21 protein-coding genes and 1 pseudogene are annotated in these 24,563 nt (G+C 66.1%); 13 read left to right on the top strand and 9 right to left on the bottom strand.

From position 1 onward, the window contains the following. Together ON27_RS11315 and ON27_RS11310 are read right to left on the bottom strand one after the other, a co-directional pair. A partial coding sequence (locus ON27_RS11315; RefSeq protein WP_245559913.1) for a histidine kinase occupies window positions 1-851 on the bottom strand: 851 nt, incomplete at its 3' end. Between the two features lie 61 nt (window positions 852-912). Beyond that, window positions 913-2,070: an iron-containing alcohol dehydrogenase gene (locus ON27_RS11310; RefSeq protein WP_083887507.1), complete on the bottom strand. Its 1,158-nt coding sequence runs from the start codon at window positions 2,068-2,070 to the stop codon at window positions 913-915. A gap of 387 nt (window positions 2,071-2,457) precedes the next feature. On the opposite strand from ON27_RS11310, the gene mftA reads away from it, so the two are divergent. The 5 genes from mftA to mftF are packed head-to-tail and all read left to right on the top strand — an operon-like array spanning window position 2,458 to window position 6,648. Beyond that, complete coding sequence (gene mftA / locus ON27_RS40805) at window positions 2,458-2,571, top strand: mycofactocin precursor MftA (protein WP_083887503.1); 114 nt, start codon at window positions 2,458-2,460, stop codon at window positions 2,569-2,571. Continuing rightward, a complete protein-coding gene (gene mftB, locus ON27_RS11305) occupies window positions 2,561-2,851 on the top strand; it encodes a mycofactocin biosynthesis chaperone MftB (protein ID WP_245559912.1) in 291 nt (96 codons plus the stop codon). The genes mftA and mftB overlap by 11 nt, the downstream gene beginning before the upstream one ends. A gap of 23 nt (window positions 2,852-2,874) precedes the next feature. Then, on the top strand, window positions 2,875-4,059 hold the full coding sequence (mftC, locus tag ON27_RS11300) for a mycofactocin radical SAM maturase (RefSeq protein ID WP_043724053.1): 1,185 nt from the start codon (window positions 2,875-2,877) through the stop codon (window positions 4,057-4,059). A 16-nt stretch (window positions 4,060-4,075) separates the two neighbouring features. Further along, window positions 4,076-5,248 (top strand): pre-mycofactocin synthase MftD, encoded by a 1,173-nt coding sequence (mftD, locus tag ON27_RS11295; protein WP_043724050.1) that lies wholly within the window; start codon window positions 4,076-4,078, stop codon window positions 5,246-5,248. Window positions 5,249-5,250: 2 nt separating this feature from the next. Further along, a complete protein-coding gene (gene mftF, locus ON27_RS11290; protein ID WP_051046438.1) occupies window positions 5,251-6,648 on the top strand; it encodes a mycofactocin biosynthesis glycosyltransferase MftF in 1,398 nt (465 codons plus the stop codon). A gap of 66 nt (window positions 6,649-6,714) precedes the next feature. Here mftF and ON27_RS11285 read toward each other — a convergent pair whose 3' ends face one another. Further along, the gene (locus ON27_RS11285; protein WP_157227158.1) at window positions 6,715-6,894 is read right to left on the bottom strand and encodes a hypothetical protein; all 180 of its coding nucleotides are present in this window, start codon (window positions 6,892-6,894) and stop codon (window positions 6,715-6,717) included. Window positions 6,895-6,953: 59 nt separating this feature from the next. After that, the gene (gene acs / locus ON27_RS11280) at window positions 6,954-8,870 is read right to left on the bottom strand and encodes an acetate--CoA ligase (RefSeq protein WP_043724044.1); all 1,917 of its coding nucleotides are present in this window, start codon (window positions 8,868-8,870) and stop codon (window positions 6,954-6,956) included. Window positions 8,871-8,974: 104 nt separating this feature from the next. Between acs and ON27_RS11275 the strand changes: the two genes are divergently transcribed. The 7 genes from ON27_RS11275 to mftM all read left to right on the top strand — a co-directional run bounded on the left by ON27_RS11275 (window position 8,975) and on the right by mftM (window position 18,087). Then, a complete protein-coding gene (locus ON27_RS11275) occupies window positions 8,975-10,222 on the top strand; it encodes a GAF domain-containing protein (protein WP_245559911.1) in 1,248 nt (415 codons plus the stop codon). 112 nt (window positions 10,223-10,334) lie between these two features. Beyond that, window positions 10,335-11,852, top strand: coding sequence for an acetaldehyde dehydrogenase ExaC (gene exaC / locus ON27_RS11270; RefSeq protein WP_043724041.1), 1,518 nt, complete (start codon window positions 10,335-10,337; stop codon window positions 11,850-11,852). Further along, complete coding sequence (locus ON27_RS11265) at window positions 11,852-12,253, top strand: DUF779 domain-containing protein (RefSeq protein ID WP_043724038.1); 402 nt, start codon at window positions 11,852-11,854, stop codon at window positions 12,251-12,253. Before exaC ends, ON27_RS11265 begins: the two co-directional genes overlap by 1 nt. A gap of 955 nt (window positions 12,254-13,208) precedes the next feature. Then, window positions 13,209-14,501, top strand: coding sequence for an NDMA-dependent methanol dehydrogenase (mdo, locus tag ON27_RS11260; RefSeq protein ID WP_043724034.1), 1,293 nt, complete (start codon window positions 13,209-13,211; stop codon window positions 14,499-14,501). Between the two features lie 78 nt (window positions 14,502-14,579). Then, window positions 14,580-15,689 carry an AAA family ATPase gene (locus ON27_RS11255; RefSeq protein WP_043724029.1) on the top strand — a complete coding sequence of 370 codons (1,110 nt, stop codon included), beginning with the start codon at window positions 14,580-14,582 and terminating at the stop codon, window positions 15,687-15,689. A gap of 8 nt (window positions 15,690-15,697) precedes the next feature. After that, complete coding sequence (locus ON27_RS11250) at window positions 15,698-17,209, top strand: VWA domain-containing protein (protein WP_043724025.1); 1,512 nt, start codon at window positions 15,698-15,700, stop codon at window positions 17,207-17,209. Then, window positions 17,206-18,087: a mycofactocin oligosaccharide methyltransferase MftM gene (gene mftM / locus ON27_RS11245; protein ID WP_043724021.1), complete on the top strand. Its 882-nt coding sequence runs from the start codon at window positions 17,206-17,208 to the stop codon at window positions 18,085-18,087. The genes ON27_RS11250 and mftM overlap by 4 nt, the downstream gene beginning before the upstream one ends. 1,164 nt (window positions 18,088-19,251) lie before the next feature. Here the strand turns inward: mftM and ON27_RS11240 are convergent. From ON27_RS11240 to ON27_RS11220, 5 genes and pseudogenes are all read right to left on the bottom strand, one after another. Then, the gene (locus tag ON27_RS11240) at window positions 19,252-19,674 is read right to left on the bottom strand and encodes a nuclear transport factor 2 family protein (RefSeq protein ID WP_083887505.1); all 423 of its coding nucleotides are present in this window, start codon (window positions 19,672-19,674) and stop codon (window positions 19,252-19,254) included. Window positions 19,675-19,804: 130 nt separating this feature from the next. Next, window positions 19,805-20,500, bottom strand: a pseudogene (locus tag ON27_RS11235) (haloacid dehalogenase type II); the annotation flags it as partial. A 98-nt stretch (window positions 20,501-20,598) separates the two neighbouring features. After that, entirely contained in the window at window positions 20,599-21,132 is a 534-nt protein-coding gene (locus ON27_RS11230; RefSeq protein ID WP_043724015.1) for a hypothetical protein, read from the bottom strand. A gap of 816 nt (window positions 21,133-21,948) precedes the next feature. After that, on the bottom strand, window positions 21,949-22,854 hold the full coding sequence (locus ON27_RS11225) for a pyridoxamine 5'-phosphate oxidase family protein (protein ID WP_043724012.1): 906 nt from the start codon (window positions 22,852-22,854) through the stop codon (window positions 21,949-21,951). Beyond that, window positions 22,854-23,330: a VOC family protein gene (locus ON27_RS11220; RefSeq protein WP_043724010.1), complete on the bottom strand. Its 477-nt coding sequence runs from the start codon at window positions 23,328-23,330 to the stop codon at window positions 22,854-22,856. The genes ON27_RS11225 and ON27_RS11220 overlap by 1 nt, the downstream gene beginning before the upstream one ends. A 982-nt stretch (window positions 23,331-24,312) precedes the next feature. Here ON27_RS11220 and ON27_RS42820 point away from each other — a divergent pair. After that, a complete protein-coding gene (locus tag ON27_RS42820; protein ID WP_157227157.1) occupies window positions 24,313-24,489 on the top strand; it encodes a hypothetical protein in 177 nt (58 codons plus the stop codon). Window positions 24,490-24,563: the final 74 nt, after the last annotated feature.

Raw genomic sequence — 24,563 nt, 5'->3', positions numbered from 1 at the left:
GCCGCACGCAGCCGCTCCACCACATGCCGGGTGAGATCCTTTGCAGCCGAGAGCTTTTCGACAATTTCGTCGCGCTCGCCGCGCGACGCCGCCAGTTCGGAACGGCAGATCTCGATGGTCATTCCCGCCGACAGCACATCCTGGGTGACGCTGTCGTGCAGCTCGCGCGCGATGCGGTGCCGTTCGTCGTCGAGCGCCTGCCGCTGCATGGCATCGCCCAATCGCTGCTGGATATGGGCGAGCTTGGCGTCGCGCGCGGCGAGATCGCGCGCCTGCTGAGCGGTGGCCTCGCTGAGCTCCTCAGCGCGGTCGCGCAGCCGGGTGGTGTCGTGCAGCAGGAACGCGTTGTGCAACGCCACCGCGACCTGGTTCGCCAGTACGCGCAGAATCGCCAGATCGGTGTCGCCGATCTCGACATCGCGGCCCGGCAGCCCGGCGATGCCGCCGACCGGTTCGCCGTCCAAGGTCATCGCGACCCGCACAACACCGCCGTGGGACAGGTCCTCGGCTTCCCACGGCCGGGTGCGCAGCACCCGCAGGTGCGGCAGCACGTCCGCAGGCACCAATCGCTCGTCCTCGATAACGCCGTTACCGCCGAGCAGCAGAAAACGCGGCCGGGCCGCTTGCAATGCGCCATCGGACAGGGTGACCAGCAGCCAGTCGGCCTGCAGATGATCGGCGGCTGCCTGTAGCACCGCCTCCACGAGACCGCGCGGCCCTTCAGCCGTGCGCACCAGCGCGCGCGAAATCCGGTCGAGGGCGCGCACCGCGTTTTCCAGCCGCTCGGCCGAGCGTACGTACGCCGGATAGAAGGATCGTTTCCCGGAGCGGACGCCGGTCAGGACGCCCAAGTCGGTGGCCGTGCTGCTGACGCTCGGGCGGTCAGGGCTGGAGAATCCGGTCATCGTGCGCTCACAGCGCCCTTCGGAACAACGCCTCGATGTCGGCGGCATCGGCATCGCGAGGATTGGTCGCCAGGCAGGCATCATCCAGTGTCGTTCTGGCCATGATCGGAATATCGTCCGCGGTGACACCGAGTGCGGCGAGACCGCTCGGTACTCCCACGTCGTCCGCGAGCTGCCGCACCCGCTCGGCCAGTTCCTCGGCGACGTCCGAGGCAGGCCTGCCGGAAGTGTCGATCCCCACCGCCGCGGCCAACGGAACATACGGTGTGGGATCTGTCGCTGCATTGAACCGGATGCAGTGCGGCAGAAGTACCCCGTTGAGCACTCCGTGTGGCGCGTCGAGCAGTCCGCCGACCTGGTGGCTCATGGCGTGGGTGATGCCGAGGATGGCATTGGTGAATGCCATACCGGCTTCGAGCGCGCCGTGAGCCATCGCGATCCGAGGCTCGGCCAGGCGTGGCCGGGCCATGGTCTGCTGCAGGTTGTTCGTGATCAGGTGCGCGGCGCGCAATGCGTGGTGATCGGTGAGCCGGTTGTGCGCCCGGGAGACGAACGACTCGATCGCGTGGGTCAGTGCGTCCAGGCCGGTGGCCGCGTTCAACTCATCGGGCATGGTGATAAGCAGTCGAGGATCGACGATAGAGATGTCCGGGACCAGGGTCCGGCTGATGATGGTGATCTTGGTGTGCCGGGCTGTGTCGGTGACGATGGCGAACTGTGAAACATCAGCGCCGGTGCCGGAGGTCGACGGAGCCACTACCAGCGGCGGGATGGGACGCACTACGTGGTCGACACCCGCGTAGTCCAGGATGGCGCCGCCGTTTCCGGCCAGAATCGCGACGCCCTTGGCCGCGTCGATACAGGAGCCGCCGCCGACGGCGATCACCACATCGCTGCCCGTCGCCTGGTACTGCTCATATGCCGCGGCGATCTCGTGATCTTTCGGATTGGGCGTGATCGCCGACCACAGGGCCGGCTGCAAGCCGACCTCCTGCAGATGGCGGGTGGCCTCGGCGACCCAGCCGGATTCGATGATTCCCGGGTCCGTGACCAAGAACGGGCGACGCGCACCCACCCGCAGCGCGCAGTGGCCGAGTTCGGCCAGTGCGCCGGGACCGAAGACGACCTCGGGCGTGTGGAATTTGGCGAGCTGCGGCGCGCCCATGGCGGACTTCAGAGCCTGCGGACCGGTGAGTTCCGCTGCCGCGTCACCCGGATCGGTAGGCAGGATCTCGGTCTTCGCGGCGAGCCGCTTTGCCGTACCCGATGCCAGCTGGGTCAACTGCGTCACGACTGCTCCTCACTCGCCCACATACGGCGACACTGCCGAACGTCTCCAGGCTAGTCCTCGATGTGAGGGCGGTCATACCCTGCGATCGTGCTGGGGGCACCTACCCGATCGGAGAGGTGCCCCCAGGACGATCACGACCGAACCGGGCGTCGGGCATCGAACCTCTCCGTCCGGGCAGTTCGGTGTGGCGATCGGATGGTTGTGCCGCGACGCCGTTCTCTTCGGTGCCGAATGCCCCTAGCTTCGTGGTCGCGGTCATAGATGGCCACCGATGAAAGGAGCTTCCCCATGAACGAGCATTCGATCGATGAGACGGTCGAACAGGACCTGCTGGTCGAGGACGTGTCGATCGATGGCATGTGCGGTGTCTACTGAGACCCCGCCCTTCGACCCGGCCCGGCCATACCGCCTCACGCCGTCGGTGGCGGTCCGGCCGGAGCCGTTCGGTGCGCTGCTGTACGACTACGGCACCCGGCAGCTGTCGTTTCTGAAGACACCGGCATTGGTGCGGGTCGTCTGCACATTGGCGGACCACCCTGACGCGTCGTCCGCGCTGGCGGCGGCAGTGGTCCCGCGCACGGACAGACCGCGCTATCTGAACGCCCTGGCCGGCCTGGCCGCTGCGGGCACGATTCAAGCTCGCTCGCAGGCGTGAGCGAACGGCAGAGGAGGAATCCGATGAGGTTGACCGAGCAGTTCAAACATGGTCTGGCCGCGCCGATCTGCCTGACCTGGGAGCTCACCTACGCCTGCAACCTGGCGTGCGAGCACTGCCTTTCCTCGTCAGGTCGGCGCGATCCCCGCGAGCTCAGCACAGCCGAATGCAAGACCGTCATTGATGATCTGCAACGGATGCAGGTGTTCTATGTCAACATCGGCGGCGGTGAGCCGACGGTGCGGCCCGACTTCTGGGAACTGCTCGACTACTCCATCGATCACGGGGTGGGTGTCAAGTTCTCCACCAATGGAGTTCGGCTCACCCCGGAGCGGGCGCGACGACTGGCCGCCACTGATTACGTCGACGTGCAGATCTCCATCGACGGCGCCACCGCGGAGGTCAACGACGCCGTGCGCGGCCGGGGGTCGTTCGCGATGGCTCATCGGGCGATGGCCAATCTCGCCGACGCGGGATTTCAGAATTTCAAGATCTCGGTGGTGATGACCCGCCACAATGTCGCGCAACTCGATGAGTTCGCAACGCTCGCGGACCGGTTCGGCGCGCAACTGCGGATCACCCGGCTGCGTCCATCAGGCCGCGGTGCCGATGTCTGGGACGACCTGCATCCCACCGCGGCCCAACAGTTGCGGATCTACGAGTGGTTGATCGCCAACGGCGCGAACGTGCTGACCGGCGACTCGTTCTTTCATCTCAACGCCCTCGGATCCACGCCGTTGCCTGGGTTGAACCTGTGTGGCGCCGGACGGGTGGTGTGCCTGATCGATCCGGTCGGCGATGTCTATGCCTGTCCGTTCGCTATTCACGACGAGTTCCTCGCCGGCAATGTCCGCGATCCGGGCGGCTTCGAGGAGGTCTGGGGCACATCCGAGCTCTTCACCCGGTTGCGGCAACCTCAGACCGGTGGAAGCTGCACCGCCTGCCCTGCGTTCGACGCGTGCCAAGGCGGCTGCATGGCCGCGAAATTCTTCACCGGGTTGCCGCTGGATGGGCCGGACCCGGAATGCGTCCGAGGCAACGCCGAAGCCGCGTTCGCCGCCGTCGGCGCGGGGGGAGTGCCGAGACCCGACAAGGACCATTCCCGCAGGGCCGCCCGGTCCGGATCGGTAGAGCTCGGCATACCCACCGCGCGCTTTCCAGTTCCGGACCGGGCGTGCGACACCAGCCCGATCTCCGGAATTCACTGACACACGAGGATTTCTCATGGCAAGCACGAAGGACTGGTTCGAAACGGTCGCCGAGGCCGAGGAGCGCGCGAAAAAGCGTGTGCCCGAGCCGGTGTACCGCGCGCTGTTGGCTGGTTCGCAGGCCGGGGTCACCCTGGCCGATAACACTGCGGCCTTCGCCGAGCTCGGCTTCCGCCCACACATCGCCGACCTCCCTGCCGTCCGGTCGCAGGCGACGACCGTACTAGGTCAGCAGATCTCGCTCCCGGTGATAATCTCACCCACCGGTGTACAGGCCGTCGACCCGCACGGCGAGGTCGGTGTCGCACGTGCCGCCGCAGCCTCGGGCACCGCGATGGGGCTGTCGTCGTTCGCCTCCAAACCGATCGAGGACGTTATCGAGGCAAACGACAAAGTATTTCTCCAGGTGTACTGGCTCGGCAGCAAGGACGACATGCTGGCCCGGCTGGATCGGGCGAAACGGGCGGGAGCTAAGGGGCTGATCGTCACGTTGGACTGGGTGTTCGCCACCGCCCGCGACTGGGGGAGTCCTCCGCTGCCGGAACGAATCGATGTCAAAACCGCGCTGCGGTTCGCGCCGAGCGTCGTCGTCCGGCCGGGATGGCTGTGGCGATTCCTGCGCGCAGGCGCGCTGCCCGACCTCACCACACCGAATCTCGTCGGGATAGGTGAAGGCGGCCCCACGTTCTTCGGCGCGTATGGCGAGTGGATGGGCACGCCGCCCCCGACATGGCAGGACTTGGCGTGGCTGCGTGAGCAGTGGGACGGCCCGATGATGATCAAGGGCGTCATGCGCGCCGACGATGCGCGGCGAGCCGTCGACGTCGGCGCCACCGCCATTTCGGTGTCCAACCATGGCGGGAACAACCTCGATTCGACACCCGCAGCCATTCGTGCGCTGCCCGGTGTGGTGGAGGCGGTGGGTGACCAGCTCGAGGTGTTGCTCGATGGAGGAATCCGCCGTGGCAGCGATGTGGTGAAGGCCGTCGCGCTCGGCGCGCGCGCGGTCATGATCGGCCGCCCCTACCTATGGGGCATGGCCGCGAATGGTGAGCGCGGCGTGCACAACGTGCTGGAAATACTACGACAGGGCATCGACTCGACGCTGTATGGTCTCGGCCGTTCCGATATCCATGAGGTGCACCAAGAGGATGTGCTCATCCCGGACGGATTCCGGCGAGGCATGTGAAGATGGCCGGGCGGCGTCAACGGAGGGCGGCTGAGTTCCCCGAGATCGTTCTCGATCACAGCGTCCGCCGTTACGCGGCGGGCCGGGTATTGCTCGGTGGGTCGCCATTGCGTCTGGTGCGGCTGTCGGTGGATGGGGCGCGTCGCGTCGACCGGTGGCTCGTCGGTGCGCCGGTCGACGCCGACGCGGGGTCGGCGATGTTGCTGCAGCATCTGCTCAGCGCGGGGCTCGTGCATCCGGTCCCCGGTCCAGCGACATACACCGCGGCCGATGTCACGCTCGTCGTGCCGGTGAAAGACAACGCCGCCGGCCTGTCTCGACTGCTCGACGCGACCTGCGAACTGCGCCACCGCATCGTTGTCGACGATGGATCGGAAATTGCCCTGGGGCAAGCGACGATTCGCCACCACACCCCGCACGGTCCGGCCGCGGCCCGCAATACCGGTTGGCGTCGGGTTCGCACCGATCTGGTCGCGTTTCTCGACTCCGATGTCGTTCCGGAAGCGGATTGGCTGGATGCTGTACTGCCGCTATTCGACGATCCAAGGGTCGCAGCCGTGGCCCCTCGCGTGCGCAGTCGCACCGAGTGCCTGCCGGGGGAACCTGCCCCGCCGGGTGCCAAGTCCGTAAGCCGCTATGAAGAAGGCCGTTCCAGTCTGGATATGGGCCGACACCCAGCCGTGGTCCGGCCGATGAGCCGGGTGGCCTATGTTCCCACCGCCGCGCTCGTCGTCCGTCGCGACGCATTGGCTCAGATCGGTGGATTCGATGAGCGGCTGCGCTTCGGCGAGGATGTCGATCTGGTTTGGAGGCTCGCCGACGCGGGTCATCTGGTCCGCTATCAGCCGAGCGCCGTCACCTGGCACACGCCACGCCGCAGCGTGTGGGCCTGGTTGCGGCAGCGGTTCGATTACGGGACGTCGGCCGCGCCGCTGGCGATCCGGCATCCGGAACGGCTCGCCTGTGCTCGGCTGAGCCCATTGCATGCGCTGTCTTGGGCTTCGGCCGTGACCGGCCGACCGAGCCTGGCCGCTTCCGCCGCTGCGGTCGCCGCGGCGCTGACGCTGCGCCGGCTCCGCGGTATTCCAGCCACTGCGGCCCTGGCCGTCACCGGCCGAGCGCACATCGGCGCAGGCCACACGCTGGCCGACGCCGTCCGCCGTGCCTGGTGGCCGGTGGCCCTGCTCACTCCGACCGGCCGGCGCGTGCTGCTGCTGAGCCTCGGAGTGTGCCTTGCTGAAGCTGTCGGTGGCCGCCACGGTACCGCCTGGCTGACGCTGCGTATCGCTGACGATGCCGCCTACTCGCTCGGGGTATGGACCGGATGTCTTCGGCACCGGACCCTCGTACCGCTGTCGCCGCGATTCACCGGAAGACGCCGTAACGATGAGTCTCCATGACCGGGACCGGACCGACGGCAACTGAATCCATCGCTCTATTCACCTCGCACGCTGCCACGGGGCGGGTCACGGCTGGATGTAGAGCCGTTCCGTGGGCAAGCGCGGGAACTCGGCTGTGTCCCCGGGATGCAGGATGGTTACGGTGCCGCGCTTGCGGGCTGACCATTCCTGCACGAACACCAGCGCCGCCGTCAAGCACGCCACGAAATCCAGCTGCTCGCAACCGAATACGATCCGCAAACACACGTCCGGTTCGTTCGGCAAGGGCGATCGCCGCCCCCGGTGCAGGGCTTGCATGCGGAAACCTAGGACGCGGCGATCCGATGCACCACAGCAGGATCGGCGAGGGTGGTCGTATCGCCGAGGTCGTGCCCCTCGGCGATATCGCGGAGCAGGCGGCGCACGATCTTGCCCGATCGGGTTTTCGGGAGTTCGGCGACGATCAGCGTCTGCCGCGGAGCGGCGATCGGCCCGATCGCGGTGACCACATGCCTGCGCAGCTCCTCGCCGCCGAGTTCACCGGCGTCGTCCCGCAGGACGACGAACGCGACGACGCGCTGGCCGGTGACCGGATCGGCGGCGCCGACCACGGCGGCCTCAGCGACAGCCGGATGCGATACCAGTGCCGATTCGATTTCCGACGTCGACAAGCGATGACCGGACACGTTCATGACGTCGTCAGTACGACCGAGCACCCAGATGTCGCCATCCTCATCGTATTTCGCCCCATCACCGGCGAAGTAGTAGCCGTGCGCGGCGAACCGGTCCCAATAGTTCTTCCGGAACCGCTCTTCGTCGCCCCAGACGCCCCGCACCATCGACGGCCAGGGCCTGGTCAACACCAGATAGCCGCTCTCCCCACGAGCGACCTCCACACCCTGATCGTCGACCACCCGCGCCGATATCCCCGGCAGTGGCCGTTGCGCGGAACCCGGCTTCGGGGGACGAACACCGGGAATCGGCGCGACCATGATCGCACCGGTCTCGGTCTGCCACCAGGTGTCCACGATGGGTGCACGCCCGGCGCCGATGTGGTCGCGGTACCAGAGCCAGGCTTCGGGATTGATCGGCTCGCCGACACTGCCGAGCACCCGAAGAGTGGACAGATCGTATTTCGCCGGAATGTCGTCTCCCCACTTCATGAAGGTGCGGATCAGCGTGGGCGCGGTGTAGTAGATGGAGACGCCGTACTTCTCGATGATCTCCCAATGCCTGCCCTCGTGCGGGGTGTTCGGCGTTCCCTCGTAGACGACCTGGGTGGCCCGGTTGGCCAACGGCCCGTAGACGAGATAGGAATGGCCGGTCACCCAGCCGATGTCGGCGGTGCACCAGTACACGTCCCGGCCCGGCTGGTGGTCGAAGGCCACCTCATGCGAGTAGGTGGCCTGCACCAGGTAGCCGCCCGAGGTGTGCAGGATGCCTTTCGGTTTCCCGGTAGTGCCCGAGGTGTACAGGATGAACAGCGGATGCTCGGCGTCGAAGGCTTCGCAGCGATGCTCGTCGGACTGCCCGCTCATCAAGTCGTGCCACCACACATCGCGACCAGGTGTCCATGGCACCTCACCGGCCAGGTCGCCGCCGGTGCGGCGCACGACGATCACCTTCTCGACACTCGCCGCTCCGGCCAGGGCCTCGTCCACGTTCTGCTTCATCGGAACGGCGCGACCGCGACGGTATTGTCCGTCGGCGGTGATCACCACCCGCGCCTGCGCGTCATCGACGCGGGCCCGCAACGCCGTCGGCGAGAAGCCGGCGAACACGACGCTGTGCACCAGACCGAGCCGGGCGCAAGCGAGCATCGTGATGATCGCCTCGGGAATCATCGGCAGCTGGACGGCGACGCGATCACCCGGACGCAGACCGAGCGAGGCGAGCGCGTTCGCGGCCGTGCACACCGCGCTGCGGAGATCGGCATAGGTCAGGTCGCGGGTGTCGCCGGGTTCCCCCACCCAGTGGATGGCTACCTGATCGCCGTGCCCCGCGTCGACGTGCCGGTCCACACAGTTGTGCGCGACATTCAGCGTGCCCCCGCCGAACCAGGTCGCGACCGGCGCCGCAGACCAGTCCAGTACGGTGTGCCATCTGGTGTGCCAGTGCAGGCGGTCGGCCTGCTGCGTCCAGAAGCCCTCCCAATCCAGTTGGGCATGTTCGTACAGCTCCGCGGCCACACCCATGCGACTGCGCACCGGTTGGAAAGGCGGGGTGGTGGTGAGGTCATCCATGGCGAGGAGTGTCGGCGGAAGAGGTTGGCGCCAGGTTGCGCAGGTCACAGAAATGCTGGCGCGCGAGCATGCGCTGCGCAAAGATGGGTTTGTCGGTGAATGTGATGAGGAAGACACGGACCAACGAGATGGTGCACTTCACTACTCTCTCGGAGCAGCGAGCTGCTTTGGAGAAGGAATGGGCTCGATGGGTGCCGGGAGCAGCGCATCCCCTTACGGCGCGCGCCCGCAATTCCAGCCTGCGCAGCGAAGTCGCCCAATCGTGGCGGCGCTCCCTTCGTACTGTAGATCCGGCGCTCGATTGCGCGCCTGCGGATTCCTCCGATGTCGGCTCGCGGTGGGTCGAGTCTCCGTTGCGCGCTCCGGTGACCGAACTGTCAGAGCAACTGCGCAGCATCGCCAACGACGCGGGCTACGTGGCTGCGGTGACCGATGATTCCGGCACCATCCTCTGGTCCTATGGAGGGGCCGTCATGCGCCGTCGGGCCGAACAGGTGGGGTTCGCGCCGGGCGGCCGGTGGGACGAGGCCCATATGGGCACCAACGCCCTCTCGCTCGCCCTGCGCACCGGGCAGCCGAGCATAGTTTTCTCGGCCGAGCATCTGGTCGCCGCCTTGCATGGCTGGGTCTGCTACTGTGCGCCGATCCGGGCGGCCGACGGACGTCAACTCGGCGTGCTCGATCTGTCCTCTACCTGGGACCGGTCCCATCCGCTGGCCATGTCCACGGTCCGGACCCTGGTCAGCGCCATCGAAACCCAGCTGCGCTCCAGCATGGGGCCCACCGGCTCCGGCCTTCGGCTCAGTTGCCTGGGAACGGCCCGGCTGGTCCGTGACGGACAACAGATCCGGTTGCGGCGACGCCAGTTGGAGATTTTGGTCCTACTCGCGTTGGAACCCGGCGGATTTACTCCCGAGCGGCTGCATCTGGCGGTCTACGGCGATCGCCCGGCCAGTTCGAGCACGCTCAAGGCGGACGTGTCGCACCTGCGGCGAACCACCGGCGGCGAGATCGCCAACCGCGTGTACCAGCTGATGACCCCGGTGTCGTGCGATGCGGTGGATCTGCTGGCCGCGCTCGAAGCCGGTGATACGACGACCGCCGTGCAGCTGTATCGCGGACCGTTGCTGCCCGAATCGGATACCCCAGGCATCGTGGAGTGGCGCGAGTATCTGGAAGTCGGCGTGCGCACGGCGGTCCTGGCCAGCGACAACGTCGAGCATGCGTTGCGCTACGGCGAGCGGGCCCTCGACGATATCGAGGTACATGAGCACGCGCTGCGGCTGCTGCCCGGCACGGACACTCGCCGGGCGGTGGCCGCAGCGCGGTTGCACACTGCACTGCGCACCTGACGTCCCCGTTGCTCGCGCAACCTTCTGCCAACCCTCGCCGCCCAGAGTGAGTCGCATCACGACTTTGCCGTCGTGTGGCATACGCCTCAGTACTCAGCGAGGAGCACGCGTCATGATCTACACCAAGCCTGGTGCCGAGGGCAGCATCGTCACCTTTGCCGCCCGTTACGACAATTTCATCGGTGGTGAGTGGGTCGCCCCGGTGGAGGGCCGCTACTTCGAGAATTCCTCGCCGGTGGACGGCCAGACGTTCTGCGAGGTCGCGCGGTCCTCGGCCGCCGACATCGAGCTGGCCCTCGACGCCGCGCACCGGGCGGCCGACGCGTGGGGCGCGACGTCGACCACGGAACGAGCCAACATCCTCAACAAGGTCGCCGACCGGATCGAGGACAACCTCGAGGCGCTGGCGGTGGCCGAGACGTGGGACAACGGCAAGCCGGTGCGCGAAACCAAGGCGGCCGACCTGCCGCTGGCGGTGGATCACTTCCGCTACTTCGCCGGGGCCATTCGTGCTCAGGAGGGCAGCGTCGGAGAGATCGACGGCGATACCATCGCCTACCACTTCCACGAGCCGCTCGGCGTGGTCGGGCAGATCATTCCGTGGAACTTCCCGATCCTCATGGCCGCATGGAAGCTCGCGCCCGCGCTGGCCGCCGGGAACGCGGTGGTGCTCAAGCCCGCCGAGCAGACCCCGGCGTCGATCCTGAAGGTCGTCGAACTGATCGCCGACCTGCTGCCGCCGGGAGTGCTGAACGTGGTCAACGGCTTCGGCGTCGAGGCGGGCAAGCCACTGGCGTCCAGCCCGCGGGTGGCCAAGGTGGCCTTCACCGGTGAGACCACCACGGGCAGGCTGATCATGCAGTACGCCAGCGAGAACATCATCCCGGTGACGCTCGAGCTGGGCGGCAAGAGCCCGAACATCTTCTTGCCCGACGTCATGGCCGCCGACGACGCCTTCCTGGACAAGGCCGTGGAGGGCTTCGTGATGTTCGCGTTCAATCAGGGCGAGGTGTGCACGAGTCCGTCCCGCGCGTTGATCCACTCCTCGATCTATGACGAGTTCATCGCCCGGTGTGTCGAACGGACCAAAGCCATCGTCAGCGGCAATCCGCTGGACGAGGCCACCATGATCGGCGCGCAGGCCAGCAACGACCAGTTCGAGAAGATCCTGTCCTACATCGATATCGGCCGTCAGGAAGGCGCCGAGGTGCTCACCGGCGGCGAGGCCCGCAAAGTAGAGGGTCTGTCCGGCGGACACTACATCGAGCCGACGATCTTCAAGGGCACCAACGACATGCGGGTTTTCCAGGAGGAGATCTTCGGGCCGGTGGTGTCGGTGACCACGTTCGATTCCGTCGAGGAGGCGCTGAAGCTCGCCAACGACACCCTCTACGGCCTCGGCGCGGGCGTGTGGACCCGCGATATGAACACCGCCTACCGCCTCGGTCGCGGCATCAAAGCCGGCCGGGTGTGGACCAACTGCTACCACGCCTACCCCGCGCACGCGGCGTTCGGCGGCTACAAGAAGTCGGGCATCGGGCGCGAGAACCACCGGATGATGCTCGATCACTACCAGCAGACCAAGAACTTGCTGGTCAGTTACTCGCCGGACAAGGTCGGATTCTTCTGATGCTCGACCCGGTCCAGCGCGTCGAACTCACCGAGCAAGCCGAAGCGCTGTTGGCGACGCTGATTCGGCGGCATGGCGCGGTGATGTTCCATCAGTCCGGCGGCTGTTGCGACGGCAGCTCGCCGATGTGCTATCCGCGCGGCGAGTTCCGGGTCGGCGGGTCGGACGTGCTGCTCGGGTATCCGGCGGCGGACACGCCGTTCTGGATGAGCGCCGACCAGTTCGACTACTGGCGGCACACTCATCTCACCGTCGACGTGGTGCCCGGCCGGGGCAGCGGGTTCTCCCTGGAGGCACCCGAAGGCATGCGGTTCCTCATCCGCTCGCGGCTGTTCACCGACGAAGAACTCACCGCACTGGAAACCGAACCGCCGCCCACCGGAGCGGACCTGTCGCACTGACCCGGTGCACCGGCGCTGAGGGATACGGCAGCGCCCGTGCACCGCCATGGCTGCCCACCGAACCGCCGCCTCGGTGGGCAGCCCCTCGGATTCTCCGTATTGAGTGGGTTCCAGGGAATGCGGCCCACTCGATGAATGTCGCCGCATTCGATATATCGTCGTGCGCTTCGCCCTGAAGGGCCTCGGAAACGCTGGCGCGAATGGATCATTCTGTCGCGCGGTGCCGAATTAATGTCAGAGCATGGCGGCTGGATTATCCGCAGGTGTATTGCCTCAGCCGACGCTGCGGTAGCTGTCGGTCGGCTCCGATTTCCGATCGGCGTAATTGCGATGCGTCGGGGCGGCGGGCGGTCCATTCCTGCCGCCCCGACGGGATCTATCTCGGAGCCGACGTCTTTATCGACCGCCCTCGGCGCCTTTGCCGTGCGGCGGAGTGGCGGAGCACTCACACCCTGAGGTACGAAGATCCGGTCCGGTTCCTCTCGATCGGGCATTACGCGGGAGATCTCGGTATCCACGGTGCGCCGGAAAGGGACCCCGACCGGATTTACCTCGGGTCGACGTCCTTGTCGACCGCCCTCGGCGCCTTTGCCGTGCGGCGGAGTGGCGGAGCACTCACACCCTGAGGTACGAAGATCCGGTCCGGTTCCTCTCGATCGGGCATCACGCGGGAGATCTCGGTATCCAGGGTGCGCCGGAAAGGTTGCCGGAAGGTTGGCTGTTTCGGTGTATGCGTTGGGCTGGCGACCGAGAAGGCATGGCGTGCGAAAAAAATTCACGGTCACCACCTGGGATCCCTGACCAATCGGATAGTGGGCGCCGCCCATTCGATTTGTATCCCGGTTTCATTCGAACAGTTTCGAGTCGAATGACTTCCGGACATGTGATCGCGGCCATACGGTCGCATCCACCGGGATATCCCGGAATGTGAATTACTTTCCGAAAGGATTGGACGATGCAGGTAGACGAGCTGATCAAGCCGTTTCCGATCAAGGAGTTCCACCCCTTCCCCCGAGCCCTCCTCGGCCCTGGCGCACATGAGATCATCGGCCCCGAGGCATTGAAGCTGGGCTTCAAGAAGGTCCTCGTGATGACCAGCGGCCTGCGCGGCACGAATATCGTGAACAAGATCGTCGGTTCGCTCGAGTACCACGGCCTCGAGGTCGTGCTCTACGACAAGGTCGAGTCCAATCCGAAGGACTACAACGTGATGGATGCCGTTGCGTTGTACCAGCAGAACGGTTGCGACAGTTTCGTCTCCATCGGCGGCGGCTCTTCACACGACGCCTGTAAGGGTGCGCGCGTCTCCGTCGCCCACGACGGCCGCAACGTCAACGAATTCGAGGGCTTCAACAAGTCGCAGAACCCCAAGAACCCGCCGCACATCGCCGTCTCCACCACGGCTGGAACCGGCTCGGAGACCTCGTGGGCCTACGTCATCACCGACACCACCACCGACCCGGCCAACCCGCACAAGTACGTGGCATTCGACGACGCGGCCGTGGCGACGCTGGCCATCGACGACCCGGTGCTGTACTACGACCTGCCCAGCGACTACACCGCGCAGTGCGGATTCGACGTGCTCGCGCATGCCTCGGAGCCCTACGTCTCGCGGCTGAACTTCGTCCCGTCGCTCGGTAGCGCGCTGCAGTCCATCGAACTGGTGGCACAGCACCTGCGCACCGCCACCTGGAACCCGACCGATTTGTCCGGCCGGGAAGGCATGATGTACGCGCAGTATGTCGCCGCGCAGGCCTTCAACTCCGGTGGCCTCGGCATCGTCCACTCCATTTCGCACGCTGTGTCGGCGTTCTACGACACCCACCACGGCATCAACAACGCCATCGCGCTGCCACGGGTATGGGCGTTCAACATGCCGGTCGCCTACAAGCGATTCGCCCGCATCGCGGAAGCGATGGGCGTCAATACCCACGGCATGTCCGAGGTGCAGGCCGCTGACGCCGCGCTGGCCGCCTCCATCCGGCTGCTGCGCGATGTGGGCATCCCGGAGAAGTTCACCGACATCACCAAGGACACCTACAGCAAGTGCCGGCTCGGCTCAGGGCCCACCGAGTACTACGAGAACAACAACGTGATCAAGGGCACGGACGACGACATCGACCGCATCACCCGGCACATTCTCGGCGACACCTGCACGCCGGGCAACCCGAAGGAGTGCACGTTCGAGACGGTCCGCCCAGTGGTTGCCCACTGTATGCACGGTGACCTCGACGACTTGCTGAGCTGACCATCCGAACCGGGCCGCGGACGAAACTGGAGCCCCATTCGTCCGCGGCCGACTCCCTCATGCCCCCGAAGGACCACCATGCCGGAAAAATCGCAGCCCCTGTTCGCCAGCGTCGAGGACGTGCGGGAAGCACTGTCCGCGACCGGATACATCGCCGACCAGCGACTCGCCACCACGGTTTTCCTGCAGACCCGCTTGGACAAGCCGCTGCTGATCGAGGGACCGGCGGGTGTCGGCAAGACCGAGCTGGCCAAATCGCTTGCGATGGCGACCGGCCGGAGACTGTTGCGGCTGCAATGCTACGAGGGTCAGGACGAGACCCGCGCGCTGTACGAGTGGGACTACGGCAAGCAGTTGCTCTACACCCAGATCCTGCGGGAGAAGACGGGGCAGATCGTCGCCGGCGTCACCGACCTGTCCGAAGCGGTCGAGCGTATCGGCCAGCAGGGCAGCGTCTTCTACTCCGAACGCTTCCTCAGCCCGCGACCGCTGCTGGAGGCGGTGCGCTCGGAGGAACCGGTGGTGCTGCTGATCGATGAGATCGACCGGGCCGACGAGGCTTTGGAGGCGGTGCTGCTGGAATTCCTGGGCGAATATCAGCTCTCTGTGCCGGAGCTGGGCACCTTCCGGGCCGTGCACCCGCCGCTGGTGATCCTGACGTCCAACAATACTCGCGATCTGGCGGCCGCACTGAAACGGCGCTGCCTGCACTTGTTCGCCGATTATCCTTCGGCCGAGCGAGAACTGGACATCATCCGCACCAAACACACTGGACTGGACGACGCGCTGGCCGCGGAATTGGTCCGGGTTGTACGCGCCCTGCGTGCCCTAGGGCTGCGCAAATCCCCCAGCATCTCGGAGACCGTGGATTGGGCACGCACTCTGGCCGTGCTGAATGCGCGGACACTGTCGCAGCGCCTGCTGGCCGACACCATGTCGGTGGTCGTGAAATACGACAAAGATCTGACCGCTGCACTGGATGCACTGCCCCGGCTGCTCGACGGGGACGCCGGCGAATCAGTTCGATCCCACTCGGCCGACGCCGTGGACGGGCGCGACGTCCGCGACGCAATGGACAGTCCGGGCCGCTTCGACGAGGGCTACTACGGCGGGCAATCCCGCGCCCTCACCCGCACGTCCGTGACCGCCAGCCAGGGGGCGCGGTCGTTCCCCCGGCGCGGACGTTAGGCGCGGGCATGGAGGCGACTTTGCACCGGTTCGTCGGCCTGCTGAGGCGGTGGGGCGTGCGGGTGTCAGTGGCCGAGGCCATCGACGCGATGCATTGTGCGCGCCAACCAGGCGTCCTGGCCGACCGGGAACTACTGCGCTGCGCCTTGCGCGCGGCCTTGCTCAAAGATCAGCGCGACACGGCCGTGTTCGAGGACCTGTTCGACGCGTTCTTCGCGCAGGTCCGTATCAGCGGCGCGCCGCACGCCACCGCATCCGGCGCCGGGCGTCCCTGCGGCGTCGACGACATTCCTTCCTACACCGGCGATCTCGATTCGTTCACGCTGTCCGGCGAGCCATCCGAGGCTGAGTCCAGCGCAGGTGCCCGCCCCGAGGACGTCCGTCATCTGTTCGACATCGACAACTTGGCATCGAGTTTCAATCTCAGCCAGGACGACGGCATGATCGACTTGTCCGCACCAACCGATGAGATCGCTTTTTCGCAAGGCAATCAGATCATCGACAACGAGGGATACCGTATTCAGCTGGAGGCCCCTCGCATGCCGGCCAGTGGTGCCCCGGGGCAGCTGACGAGCTCTCCTGGCGCGATGGTCGAGCTGAGGCTGACCGCTGAGGAGCAGCGAGCGCTGCTGGACTGGCTGGGCGACCCGGACGATCCGGACGCAGCAGCCGCGTTCGAGGATGCGCGGATCCTCGGAGATCTTCCGGCCGCCCTGCAACGCCACGCCGAGGCACTGTTGGCGTTGGAACGGAATATGGGACAACGGGGTCGTCGTCGTGTAGCCGCGGTTGACGAGTTCGACAGCGCCGACCGGACCGAATTGGAGGATGTCCTGCGCCGGATCGTGCGCTCCCTGGGCGGCGCGCGCACCCATCGCCGCACCGTAGCGCCGCGCGGCCGGGTCGACGCCGCTCGCACGATGCGCCGCTGCCTCCGCTATGACGGCGTGCCGTTCACCCCGGTGACCATCCAGCGTCCCGAGGACCGGCCACGCCTGGTCGTGCTCGCCGATGTGAGCTTGTCGGTGCGCGCGACCGCGCACTTCACCTTGAATCTCGTGCATTCCTTGCAGGATGTGGTCACTCAGGTGCGATCGTTCGCCTTCGTCGCAGATGTCGTGGAGACGACCACGCTGTTTACCGAGCACCATGCCGAATCGGCCTTGGGGGCGCTGTTCGGCGGCGACCTTCTGGATCTGGATGCCAACTCCGACTACGGCTCGGTCTTCGGCGAGCTTTTGGCCGAGCATGCGGGGGCGCTGTGTCGGCGCACCACGCTGCTCATCCTCGGCGACGGCCGCGGCAACGGCAACGATCCCGGCCTTGCGCAATTCGCCGAGATCACTCGCCGCGTCCGCGAGACGATTTGGCTGACACCGGAGCCGAGGTACTCGTGGCGGCTGGGCAGCTGCGATCTGCCGGCATATGCCGACTACTGCGACCGAGTGCGGGTCGTTCGCGGACTCCGCGAACTTGCCCGGACGGCATTGGATCTCGGTGCGGAGGTGACGGGACGGTGACCGGACTCGAGGTGGATCCGCTGGCACCGTTGTGCGATGGATTCTACGACGACGGTATGGTCCGCGTCGGTGGTGCGGTGTGCGGAGGTTCGGCGCGTCTGCGGACAACGCATTTCAATGTCCGGCTCGTCGGCAACCGGATCGTGGTCGGTCACCGCTTGACCCGGCACGAACTCGACAACGACGTCACCGGGATGATCGCCGACGAACTTTTCCGCTCCGGTCCGCTCGCTGGTTCCGAGCTTTTCGAGCGAGTGCTCACCGGCGTGGTACGCACCACCGTGATGGAACCGCTGGCGGCCTGGAACACTTTCTACGACAACACACTGGCGAAGATTCGTGCACTGTGGACCACCACACCTGAGCAGGGAACCCCTATCGCCGACATGGCGCCGGTATACCGCCGCGCCCTGGCTTTCGTGCCGCCCGGCCGGGTGCTCGACCTCGGGTCCTGCTTCGGCTTCTTCCCGCTGCTGCTCGCCGAGGGCGGTCGCCATGACGCGATCGCCACCGACCTGGTCCGCGGCAGTATGGCGCTGCTGTCGCGAATCGCGCGGCTGCGCGGTACGGCGTTGGACACCTTGGCCTGCGACGCGGTGTCGGTTCCGCTGCCGGACGACTGTGTGAGCACTGTCACCATCCTGCACCTGCTCGAACACCTCGATCCGGTCCAGGGGCGAGCCGTGATCGCTGAGGCGGTACGCCTGGCCGGGGAGCGGGTGGTGGTCGCTGTGCCGTTCGAGCGGGAGCCAGATGCCACCTACGGTCATGTGCGTACGTTCGACCTGGCCGAATTGGCGGTGCTGGGAATCGAGACCGGCTTGCCGTTCACAGTGTCCGAACATCACGGCGGGTGGTTGGTACTGGACACCAGGTGAAGTGCATCGAGTTGGCCACGGTTGGGCTGGACCGCCGACCGTTGGACCGGTCAGCGAGGTCGGATCACCGCGATGAGCGCGGTTCCCGATAGCGGCGACCACAGGATCGCGCGCCGAGCCGGGAAACCGATACCGGCCACTTCGCCTTGGAGACGCATATCGGCGAGATCGCCCCGCTTATCGCTGCATTCCTTGATAGGCTGCCAGCTCAGGAGCTTTAAGGGACTTGTTGCGTACGCAATGCTGAGGCATGCCAGACCATTTGGTTCGTACTGCTGGATGATCAACTCTCAGCGGATGGAGCGGGTGAGCATCAACGGATTCGCCAGATCGTCGTCGAATTGACATATGGGGTCCAGTGACGGGAGATATCGCGCTAACGGATCGTTTTTAGCATGAGGTTGGATGCCGGTGGAGACATATGAAGCTGCAGGGCGCAAGCAGGCCCTGGCGACAACCGTGCCACTGCGGTCACAGCCCGCCTGACCCAGCGGTTTGTGGACGACCATCCAGGATCGGAGAGACCGGACCTCCGCCTGCCCGGCTAGGCCTGGGCGCAGCGATACGCTCAACATCTCCGGGGCAGGTCCGACAGAATCGGTAAAACGATTGCCATCTTCCCCCGGGCGGTCGTGGATACCGATCGGGCCGGCGGGCGGAGATGGTTGTCCTACCGCCGGGCGGCGCAGCTGTTCGAGGAGAACTCCGCCGGCTCACCGGCGGCCCGTTCACGCTGCAACAACTCCGGGGCCGGTCGACCACGCCGCGGAGGACGGCCGCGGCGACGCCGATGCTGATGACCCTGTCGAGCTACACGTCGGTGCGGTCACTGGCGAAGTACGAGAGGCCGGTCCGGGCAAGGACGCACTACTGGCCTGGCAGGCACAGACGGACTCGGGGGCGTCGCTGGGTGAGGTCAGCCGGGAGGGAAGTGTGCGACACGTGCCCACAGGCTACGGCAGCTGAACGGCCGTCCTGCGCATCCGTCGTCCTCGTCGGCGGCGTCCGGATCACGTAGCAGCCGATGCCAGCCACCGAGGTCCGGCGCTTGGAAATGGAAGTGATCTTCCAACCGGATATGCTTTCACTCGAACACCGACCGCCGGGCGGCGTCCTCGTGGCGCACCGGATGGTTCGCAAGTGGATCTCGATCGGTGGTGGCTGTTAATCAGCGATCGCCGTTCCCTGGTGATAGAGGATCGTCCAGTTGCCCGCAGCACGTTGCCAGACGGTCAGCCGTTGGGTCAGCCGGTCTGGTTGTCGAAGGGTGTAGGTGAGTAGGTAGGTGTCCGTCGCGATCTCGCGGAGCTGGAAGTCGCTGGTCTCCCAGAAGTCGCTCTCGTCATCGGAATTCTGCGCTGCGGCAAGTTGCCGCTGTTCGATGGTGGCCCAGACGAATTCCCTGCTGTAGCGCCGTCCCGAAGCGCCGGTCTCCCAGAAATCTGGTGCCGTCGACCGTTCGAAATCCTCACGTGTCGTGCCGAACTCAGGGCGGTGAAAGATCGGCTCGCGACGTTCGAGTTCAGCGAGAAAATCGTGAAGGTGAGCGGCGGTACGCCGATCAGGTTCGGGTACCGGATGCTCCACGACGTTCATCTTGTCATCTTCCTGAGAGGCAGCGCGTTCTACGCCGCCGCGTTGGCAGTTGGCTGGCGAAATGAAGTTTATCCTTCCTGTTCGGGATCACCCCCAACCCCAAAGTTCTTGACAGTCCCCCGAGTTGGGCCGCCAGGTCACCGAAGTCGGTGGCGTTGATGTCGAATTCGTCGCTGAATTCGGTGTCAGCGAGGGCGATGTCACCGTATTCGTGGGGGCGTGCGATCAAGGCGGTGCGGAAGCCGAGCCCGGCGGCGGCGCGGATGTCGTACTTGTGGCTGGCGACCATCATGATCTCAGCGGGTGACAGACCGAGGTATCCGGCGGCGAGGTGGTAGGTGCGTGGGTCCGGTTTGAAGGCGCCCGCCATTTCGGCGGTGAAGATGGCGTGCCAGGGCAGGTCACCGTGGCGGGTGATTTCGACGACGGCTGCGACGTCGGCGTTGGACAGGGTCGCGAGGGTGTAGCGCGCACGCAGACGGTGCAGGCCTGCCACGGCGTCAGGCCACGGGTCCAGGCGTGCCCAGGATCGGGTCAGGGTGTCGCGTTCGACCGGTTCGAGGTACAGACCTCTGGTGTCCAGCACAATGTCCAATGTCCGGCGATACACCGAGGCCACACTCACCCAGGGCCCGTCCTGCGGTTGCTGTGAGGTTTCGGTGAAATACGGTGCACGCCAGTCGTTGACGAACCCGGACCAATCATGGCCCGAGTACCGGGCACCGGCCAGGCGCTCAGCTGCCCGGCGGACGGTGGAGTGAAAATCGGTGGCGGTGCCCTGCACATCGAACAGCAGCGCCTTCAACTGGCCGCTCACTTGCACTCCTACGCACTGGTACACAGCGATTTCGATGAGGTTGCTGTCGACATCGTGACAGTAGTGGGAGATCATCTCGCCCAGCGCGCCGGTCTTGGTCACCGGACCGTTGACAATCTCGACCCCACACCGGGCCAGATGGCCTGCGACCTGCTGCGGGGGCTGCGGGTGACGAAACACAGATCCGCCGAACCCGCGGAGGACTTGTCATCGACGTTCTTGCGGATCACCCCGGATCGTGCGAATTCATCCAGGCTCGTCCGCAAGCTCTTCAGGTTGTCTATCTCCAGCAGTTCCGCGATCTCCGCCGCTTTCCAGTGCCGCTCGGGCTGCTGACCCAACAGCTGGACCACCTGTTTCTTACGGGTCAGCCCGGTGCCCTCGCCCGCCCCTTCCGGCTGGTGATCATCCTCCTCGGCCTGGTCGGCGAATCTTCCCTTGGGGCGGGGCGCGTTGTACTGCCTGAGGTAATCGACATCCGCCTTGACCTCGACGAGACGCCGGGCGGTCTTCAGCTGCTCACGCATGAGGCGCACCTGTCCCTGCAAGTCCACAAGGCCCTCCTCCAGCTTGACCACGAGCTTTTCCGGCTCGGCCACCATCTCGTCCCAATCGGCAACGTCTAATGTCATGGCGGAACCGTAGCCCAGCGAAACCTTGGTCGTGCAGATCCCTATAACGAAACAGAAAGAATCAAGGAAATTGTGAGGGTAAGGACGGAACGATAAAGGGGCGGATCCTGTCGATTCGGACTCACCTTTCCGGTTACCCTCCTAGCGCAACGACAGCGGAAAGCGGCCCAGAAAGAGGTAAGTCAGGATGCTCGCGGTGGAAAGGTAACTGGTCCCCTGGCCAGTCGGGCCCACTGCAATCCAAGGTGGTGTCGTAGCAGTTCGCGCCCCCAGGTGTCCTGTGGCCAGGGGCGAGTCCGGTGCCGTCAGCCCAGGCTCGGCGCAGCCCGGTCGGCGTGCCGCAGGATGGCCCGGACGCTCACGCCAGAGGGGCCAGCCGCAAGCCCGTGTTGTGCACGGCCACGGCCAGCGGGTGGGTCAGTTGCCGGCCCATCCGGTCGGCCTGGCGCGCGGCCCGGGCCACTGACTGGCTGCGCGGGCGGCGCTCGGCGTCGTAACGCGCCAGTGCTGATTCGACTGTGGGCTCGGTGGTGAGCGCGGCGGCCAGGGTGGCCGCGTCCTCCAGGGCCTGGCAGGCGCCCTGGCCGAGGTTGGCGGCTGTTTCCGAACCTCAGTGCTGGGGGCGTGGTGAGCTGCGCGTGTCCGCCCGCCGGGATGGACAGAAGAGATGAGTGATCACGGGGCCCGCCGTGGTGTAGCTGCCAAGGTGTCCTTGGTCGGAGGGCATGATTCCCCGAAGACCGCCTGCACATAAGGGAGTTACCGCCCAGGGATCAAGTCCGAGAGCGCATTCGACCACCGACGTCAAAGATCAAATCAGTGTTGTTGTGGCAGGAACGGTGAGTACTCGACGGGGCCGAAGCGGAACGGGACGCCGCGCCGGGTGTGGACGGCACGGTCGATGACGAAGTCGACCGTGCCGGGAGCAGCCGAGGTGAGAGGCGTGCGCACAACGGTTGCGCGACCGGTCAGCTGGAGCAGGTCGCCCGTGCCGAAGCAGGTGATGGTGAGGCCTGCTCGGCTGTCCAGCTCGAGGTTGCCGAGCGTGTTGAACATGCCGTTTCCGGGATAGTCGACGAACTGGATCACCCTGCCGCCTCCCAGGCACCGAAGGAAGCCGGGAGGACCGCCGCGGTGGGACACATCCGCTCCGTGGCCTTCGGCGATGGTGGCGATGAAGGCCGTGTCGGCGGCACGCAGGAGGTCGATCTGCTCGGCGGTGACGCGGTCTGCCTCGGCGACGACGACCGGGACGGGTGGCTGGTCGCCGATGCCCAGATTCTCTCGGCGCTGGATGTACTTCATGCAGTTGGGGTAAGCCCGCTCGACGCTCATGACCACTCCGCCGGCGTCATGGCGGAGGGTGCCGTTGATGCGAGCCCGTTTGCGACGGCCGAGGTCGATGGCCAGCAGGCCGGCCGGCTGTCCCGCCGGCCGGCCTGCCAGGTTCCGCAAGGGATCGCTGGTCACAGGGAGCGCGTCGATCCGTACGGTCGTCTCGTCGGCGGCACGCACGAAGCCGGGTGCGCCGACTACGGGCGACGCCCATACGCGGCCTGCGGTGTCTGTGGCGCCCACGATGATCCAGCGCTGCGTGGCAAGGAATCTCATCAACGGTGCAGGCAGGCTGGTGCGGAACGTACGGGCCATGGCCGCGGCCTGCTCGACCGTGCCCGCCCGTGCCTGTACCGCCAGTTCACCGTCGTGGTAGTGCTGTGGCATCAGAAGAAACCACAGCTGGGTGCGCCGCCCTCAAGGGTGGGGAGGTGCTCGAGTCCGGAGGCGGTGCAGATCTCGATGCGGATGCCGTCTGGATCGGTGAAGAAGATGCCGCCAGATGCCAGGCCGGGCATGTGGGCCAGAATCCTGTCGTAGATCAGGGGCGTGTCGAGTTCCTGCAGACGGGCTACAGCAGCTTGGACGTCGTCCAGCGTGGGCACGTTGAACGACAGATGGTGCAGTCCGGACCGATCGGCGGCGAAGCCGTCACGACTCTGCTGCCACAGCGTGAGTACGAGTTGATCGCCACGGCCGAGGAAGGCGTAGCGGCGGTCGTCCTCGGTGCTCTCGCCGAGCAGGTCGAAGTCGAAGACCCGCTGGTAGAAATGGATCGAACGGGTCACGTCGGTGACGTTGAGCCCGACATGGCCGGTGGCGGCTGCGGTCACCGGACCTGGCGAGGGCTGGGTCGTGGTCATGGTTCTCCTTGGCAGTGGGATCCTGGACGGGATCTGGTGGGTGATGGACCGCGGCGGTGTGGCGGCTGACGTGGCGTGGATAACTTTCATGCCGCATGGTTGGCGGAAAGTTGGCACCCGCCACGCACGCCCAGCGGCATGTGCCGCCGGGCTATGCGGCCACGATGTCCTCCGCGCGGGTCGCCGATCCGGCTGCTGATCCCCGGATGCGCGGAGTGCTGCTGGACGGACACATGTCCACGACCGGGGCAACGTCGCTTGGTGACCTCCCGGCGGAGGTAGCTCGCCGCCGCGCAGTCCGGCGCTCGTCGAGCGGTTGCAATCCGGCCAAGTGCGCGGTGGCGGAAGCGTGTCCGACGCAGAGATCCGCAGGCTGGTGGCGGCGGCGCTGCGATGACCCGCCGCGAGGCGGGAAACGATCTACGACAGCGCGGGAATCAACCTCCGCTCAGAAGTGGATCGGCCAAGGTCACGGTGTTTCGCCGGTGCCCAAGAAGCCAGCCTAAGCCGTCCGGGGGAGCAACTGGCCTCGCACCAGTGGCCGTTACTCCGGGAGTACGGTGTCGTTGGACAACCGCGTCCCCGTGTAGCCGGGGCCGGGCATGCCATGGCTGACCCCTCGGAGCCCCGTGCTGATCCCGAACCGGTCAGCCCGCCCACGGGGCGTAAATCAAGCGCTTGCCAGTCGACCGGCCAGGGCAGATCGACGGCGGAAAGCTGGGGGCTGGTCTCGGGGGTGCCGACAAGGGTTCGCCGGACGGCGATGTCCACCTTGACGCCGTCAACACGGTTAGGCGGTGTCCTCAAAGCCACATGAGCATGGTGGCGAAGGTCGGGGACTGTCAGGAACTTTGGGGCTGGGGGTGATCCCGAACAGGTGCTGAAGTAGCCTGCCGCTGCTTCGGCGAGGAAGGATCACCTTGAACGACAACGTAACTCGGACTGCTGGTGGCGGCTGGATGTTCGGATCGCGCAGGAGTTGGTGGAGCAGGCCCGCAGCGAGGGGCTGTCGCTGACCGGGGCCGATGGTTTGCTGACGGCGGTGACCCGCCGGGTCATCGAGGCCGCCCTGGAAGCGGAGATGACCGAGCACCTCGGATACTCTTTCCGCGCGCACCGCATGGTGCGTGCGCACTGCGCGCGGTCACCCCTTGAGTAGCTCTAGCGGCGCTCGTAGTCGACCGCCACATCTCTGATACGAGGCCAGTCCACGACCACAGCCGCGACGATCAA

Origin of the sequence: Nocardia asiatica NBRC 100129, from assembly GCF_000308415.1 — a bacterium.
In the GTDB taxonomy this organism is placed as follows: Bacteria; Actinomycetota; Actinomycetes; order Mycobacteriales; family Mycobacteriaceae; genus Nocardia; species Nocardia asiatica.
This window is presented reverse-complemented; position numbering and strand designations above follow the sequence as displayed.

Coding starts and splice junctions, on each gene's coding strand:
- ON27_RS11310 (WP_083887507.1), bottom strand. CDS start 2,070: ATGGGCGCGCCGCAGCTCGCCAAATTCCACACGCCCGAGGTCGTCTTC.
- mftA (WP_083887503.1), top strand. CDS start 2,458: ATGGCCACCGATGAAAGGAGCTTCCCCATGAACGAGCATTCGATCGAT.
- mftC (WP_043724053.1), top strand. CDS start 2,875: ATGAGGTTGACCGAGCAGTTCAAACATGGTCTGGCCGCGCCGATCTGC.
- mftD (WP_043724050.1), top strand. CDS start 4,076: ATGGCAAGCACGAAGGACTGGTTCGAAACGGTCGCCGAGGCCGAGGAG.
- mftF (WP_051046438.1), top strand. CDS start 5,251: ATGGCCGGGCGGCGTCAACGGAGGGCGGCTGAGTTCCCCGAGATCGTT.
- acs (WP_043724044.1), bottom strand. CDS start 8,870: ATGGATGACCTCACCACCACCCCGCCTTTCCAACCGGTGCGCAGTCGC.
- ON27_RS11275 (WP_245559911.1), top strand. CDS start 8,975: ATGAGGAAGACACGGACCAACGAGATGGTGCACTTCACTACTCTCTCG.
- exaC (WP_043724041.1), top strand. CDS start 10,335: ATGATCTACACCAAGCCTGGTGCCGAGGGCAGCATCGTCACCTTTGCC.
- ON27_RS11265 (WP_043724038.1), top strand. CDS start 11,852: ATGCTCGACCCGGTCCAGCGCGTCGAACTCACCGAGCAAGCCGAAGCG.
- mdo (WP_043724034.1), top strand. CDS start 13,209: ATGCAGGTAGACGAGCTGATCAAGCCGTTTCCGATCAAGGAGTTCCAC.
- ON27_RS11255 (WP_043724029.1), top strand. CDS start 14,580: ATGCCGGAAAAATCGCAGCCCCTGTTCGCCAGCGTCGAGGACGTGCGG.
- ON27_RS11250 (WP_043724025.1), top strand. CDS start 15,698: ATGGAGGCGACTTTGCACCGGTTCGTCGGCCTGCTGAGGCGGTGGGGC.
- ON27_RS11230 (WP_043724015.1), bottom strand. CDS start 21,132: ATGACATTAGACGTTGCCGATTGGGACGAGATGGTGGCCGAGCCGGAA.
- ON27_RS11225 (WP_043724012.1), bottom strand. CDS start 22,854: ATGCCACAGCACTACCACGACGGTGAACTGGCGGTACAGGCACGGGCG.
- ON27_RS11220 (WP_043724010.1), bottom strand. CDS start 23,330: ATGACCACGACCCAGCCCTCGCCAGGTCCGGTGACCGCAGCCGCCACC.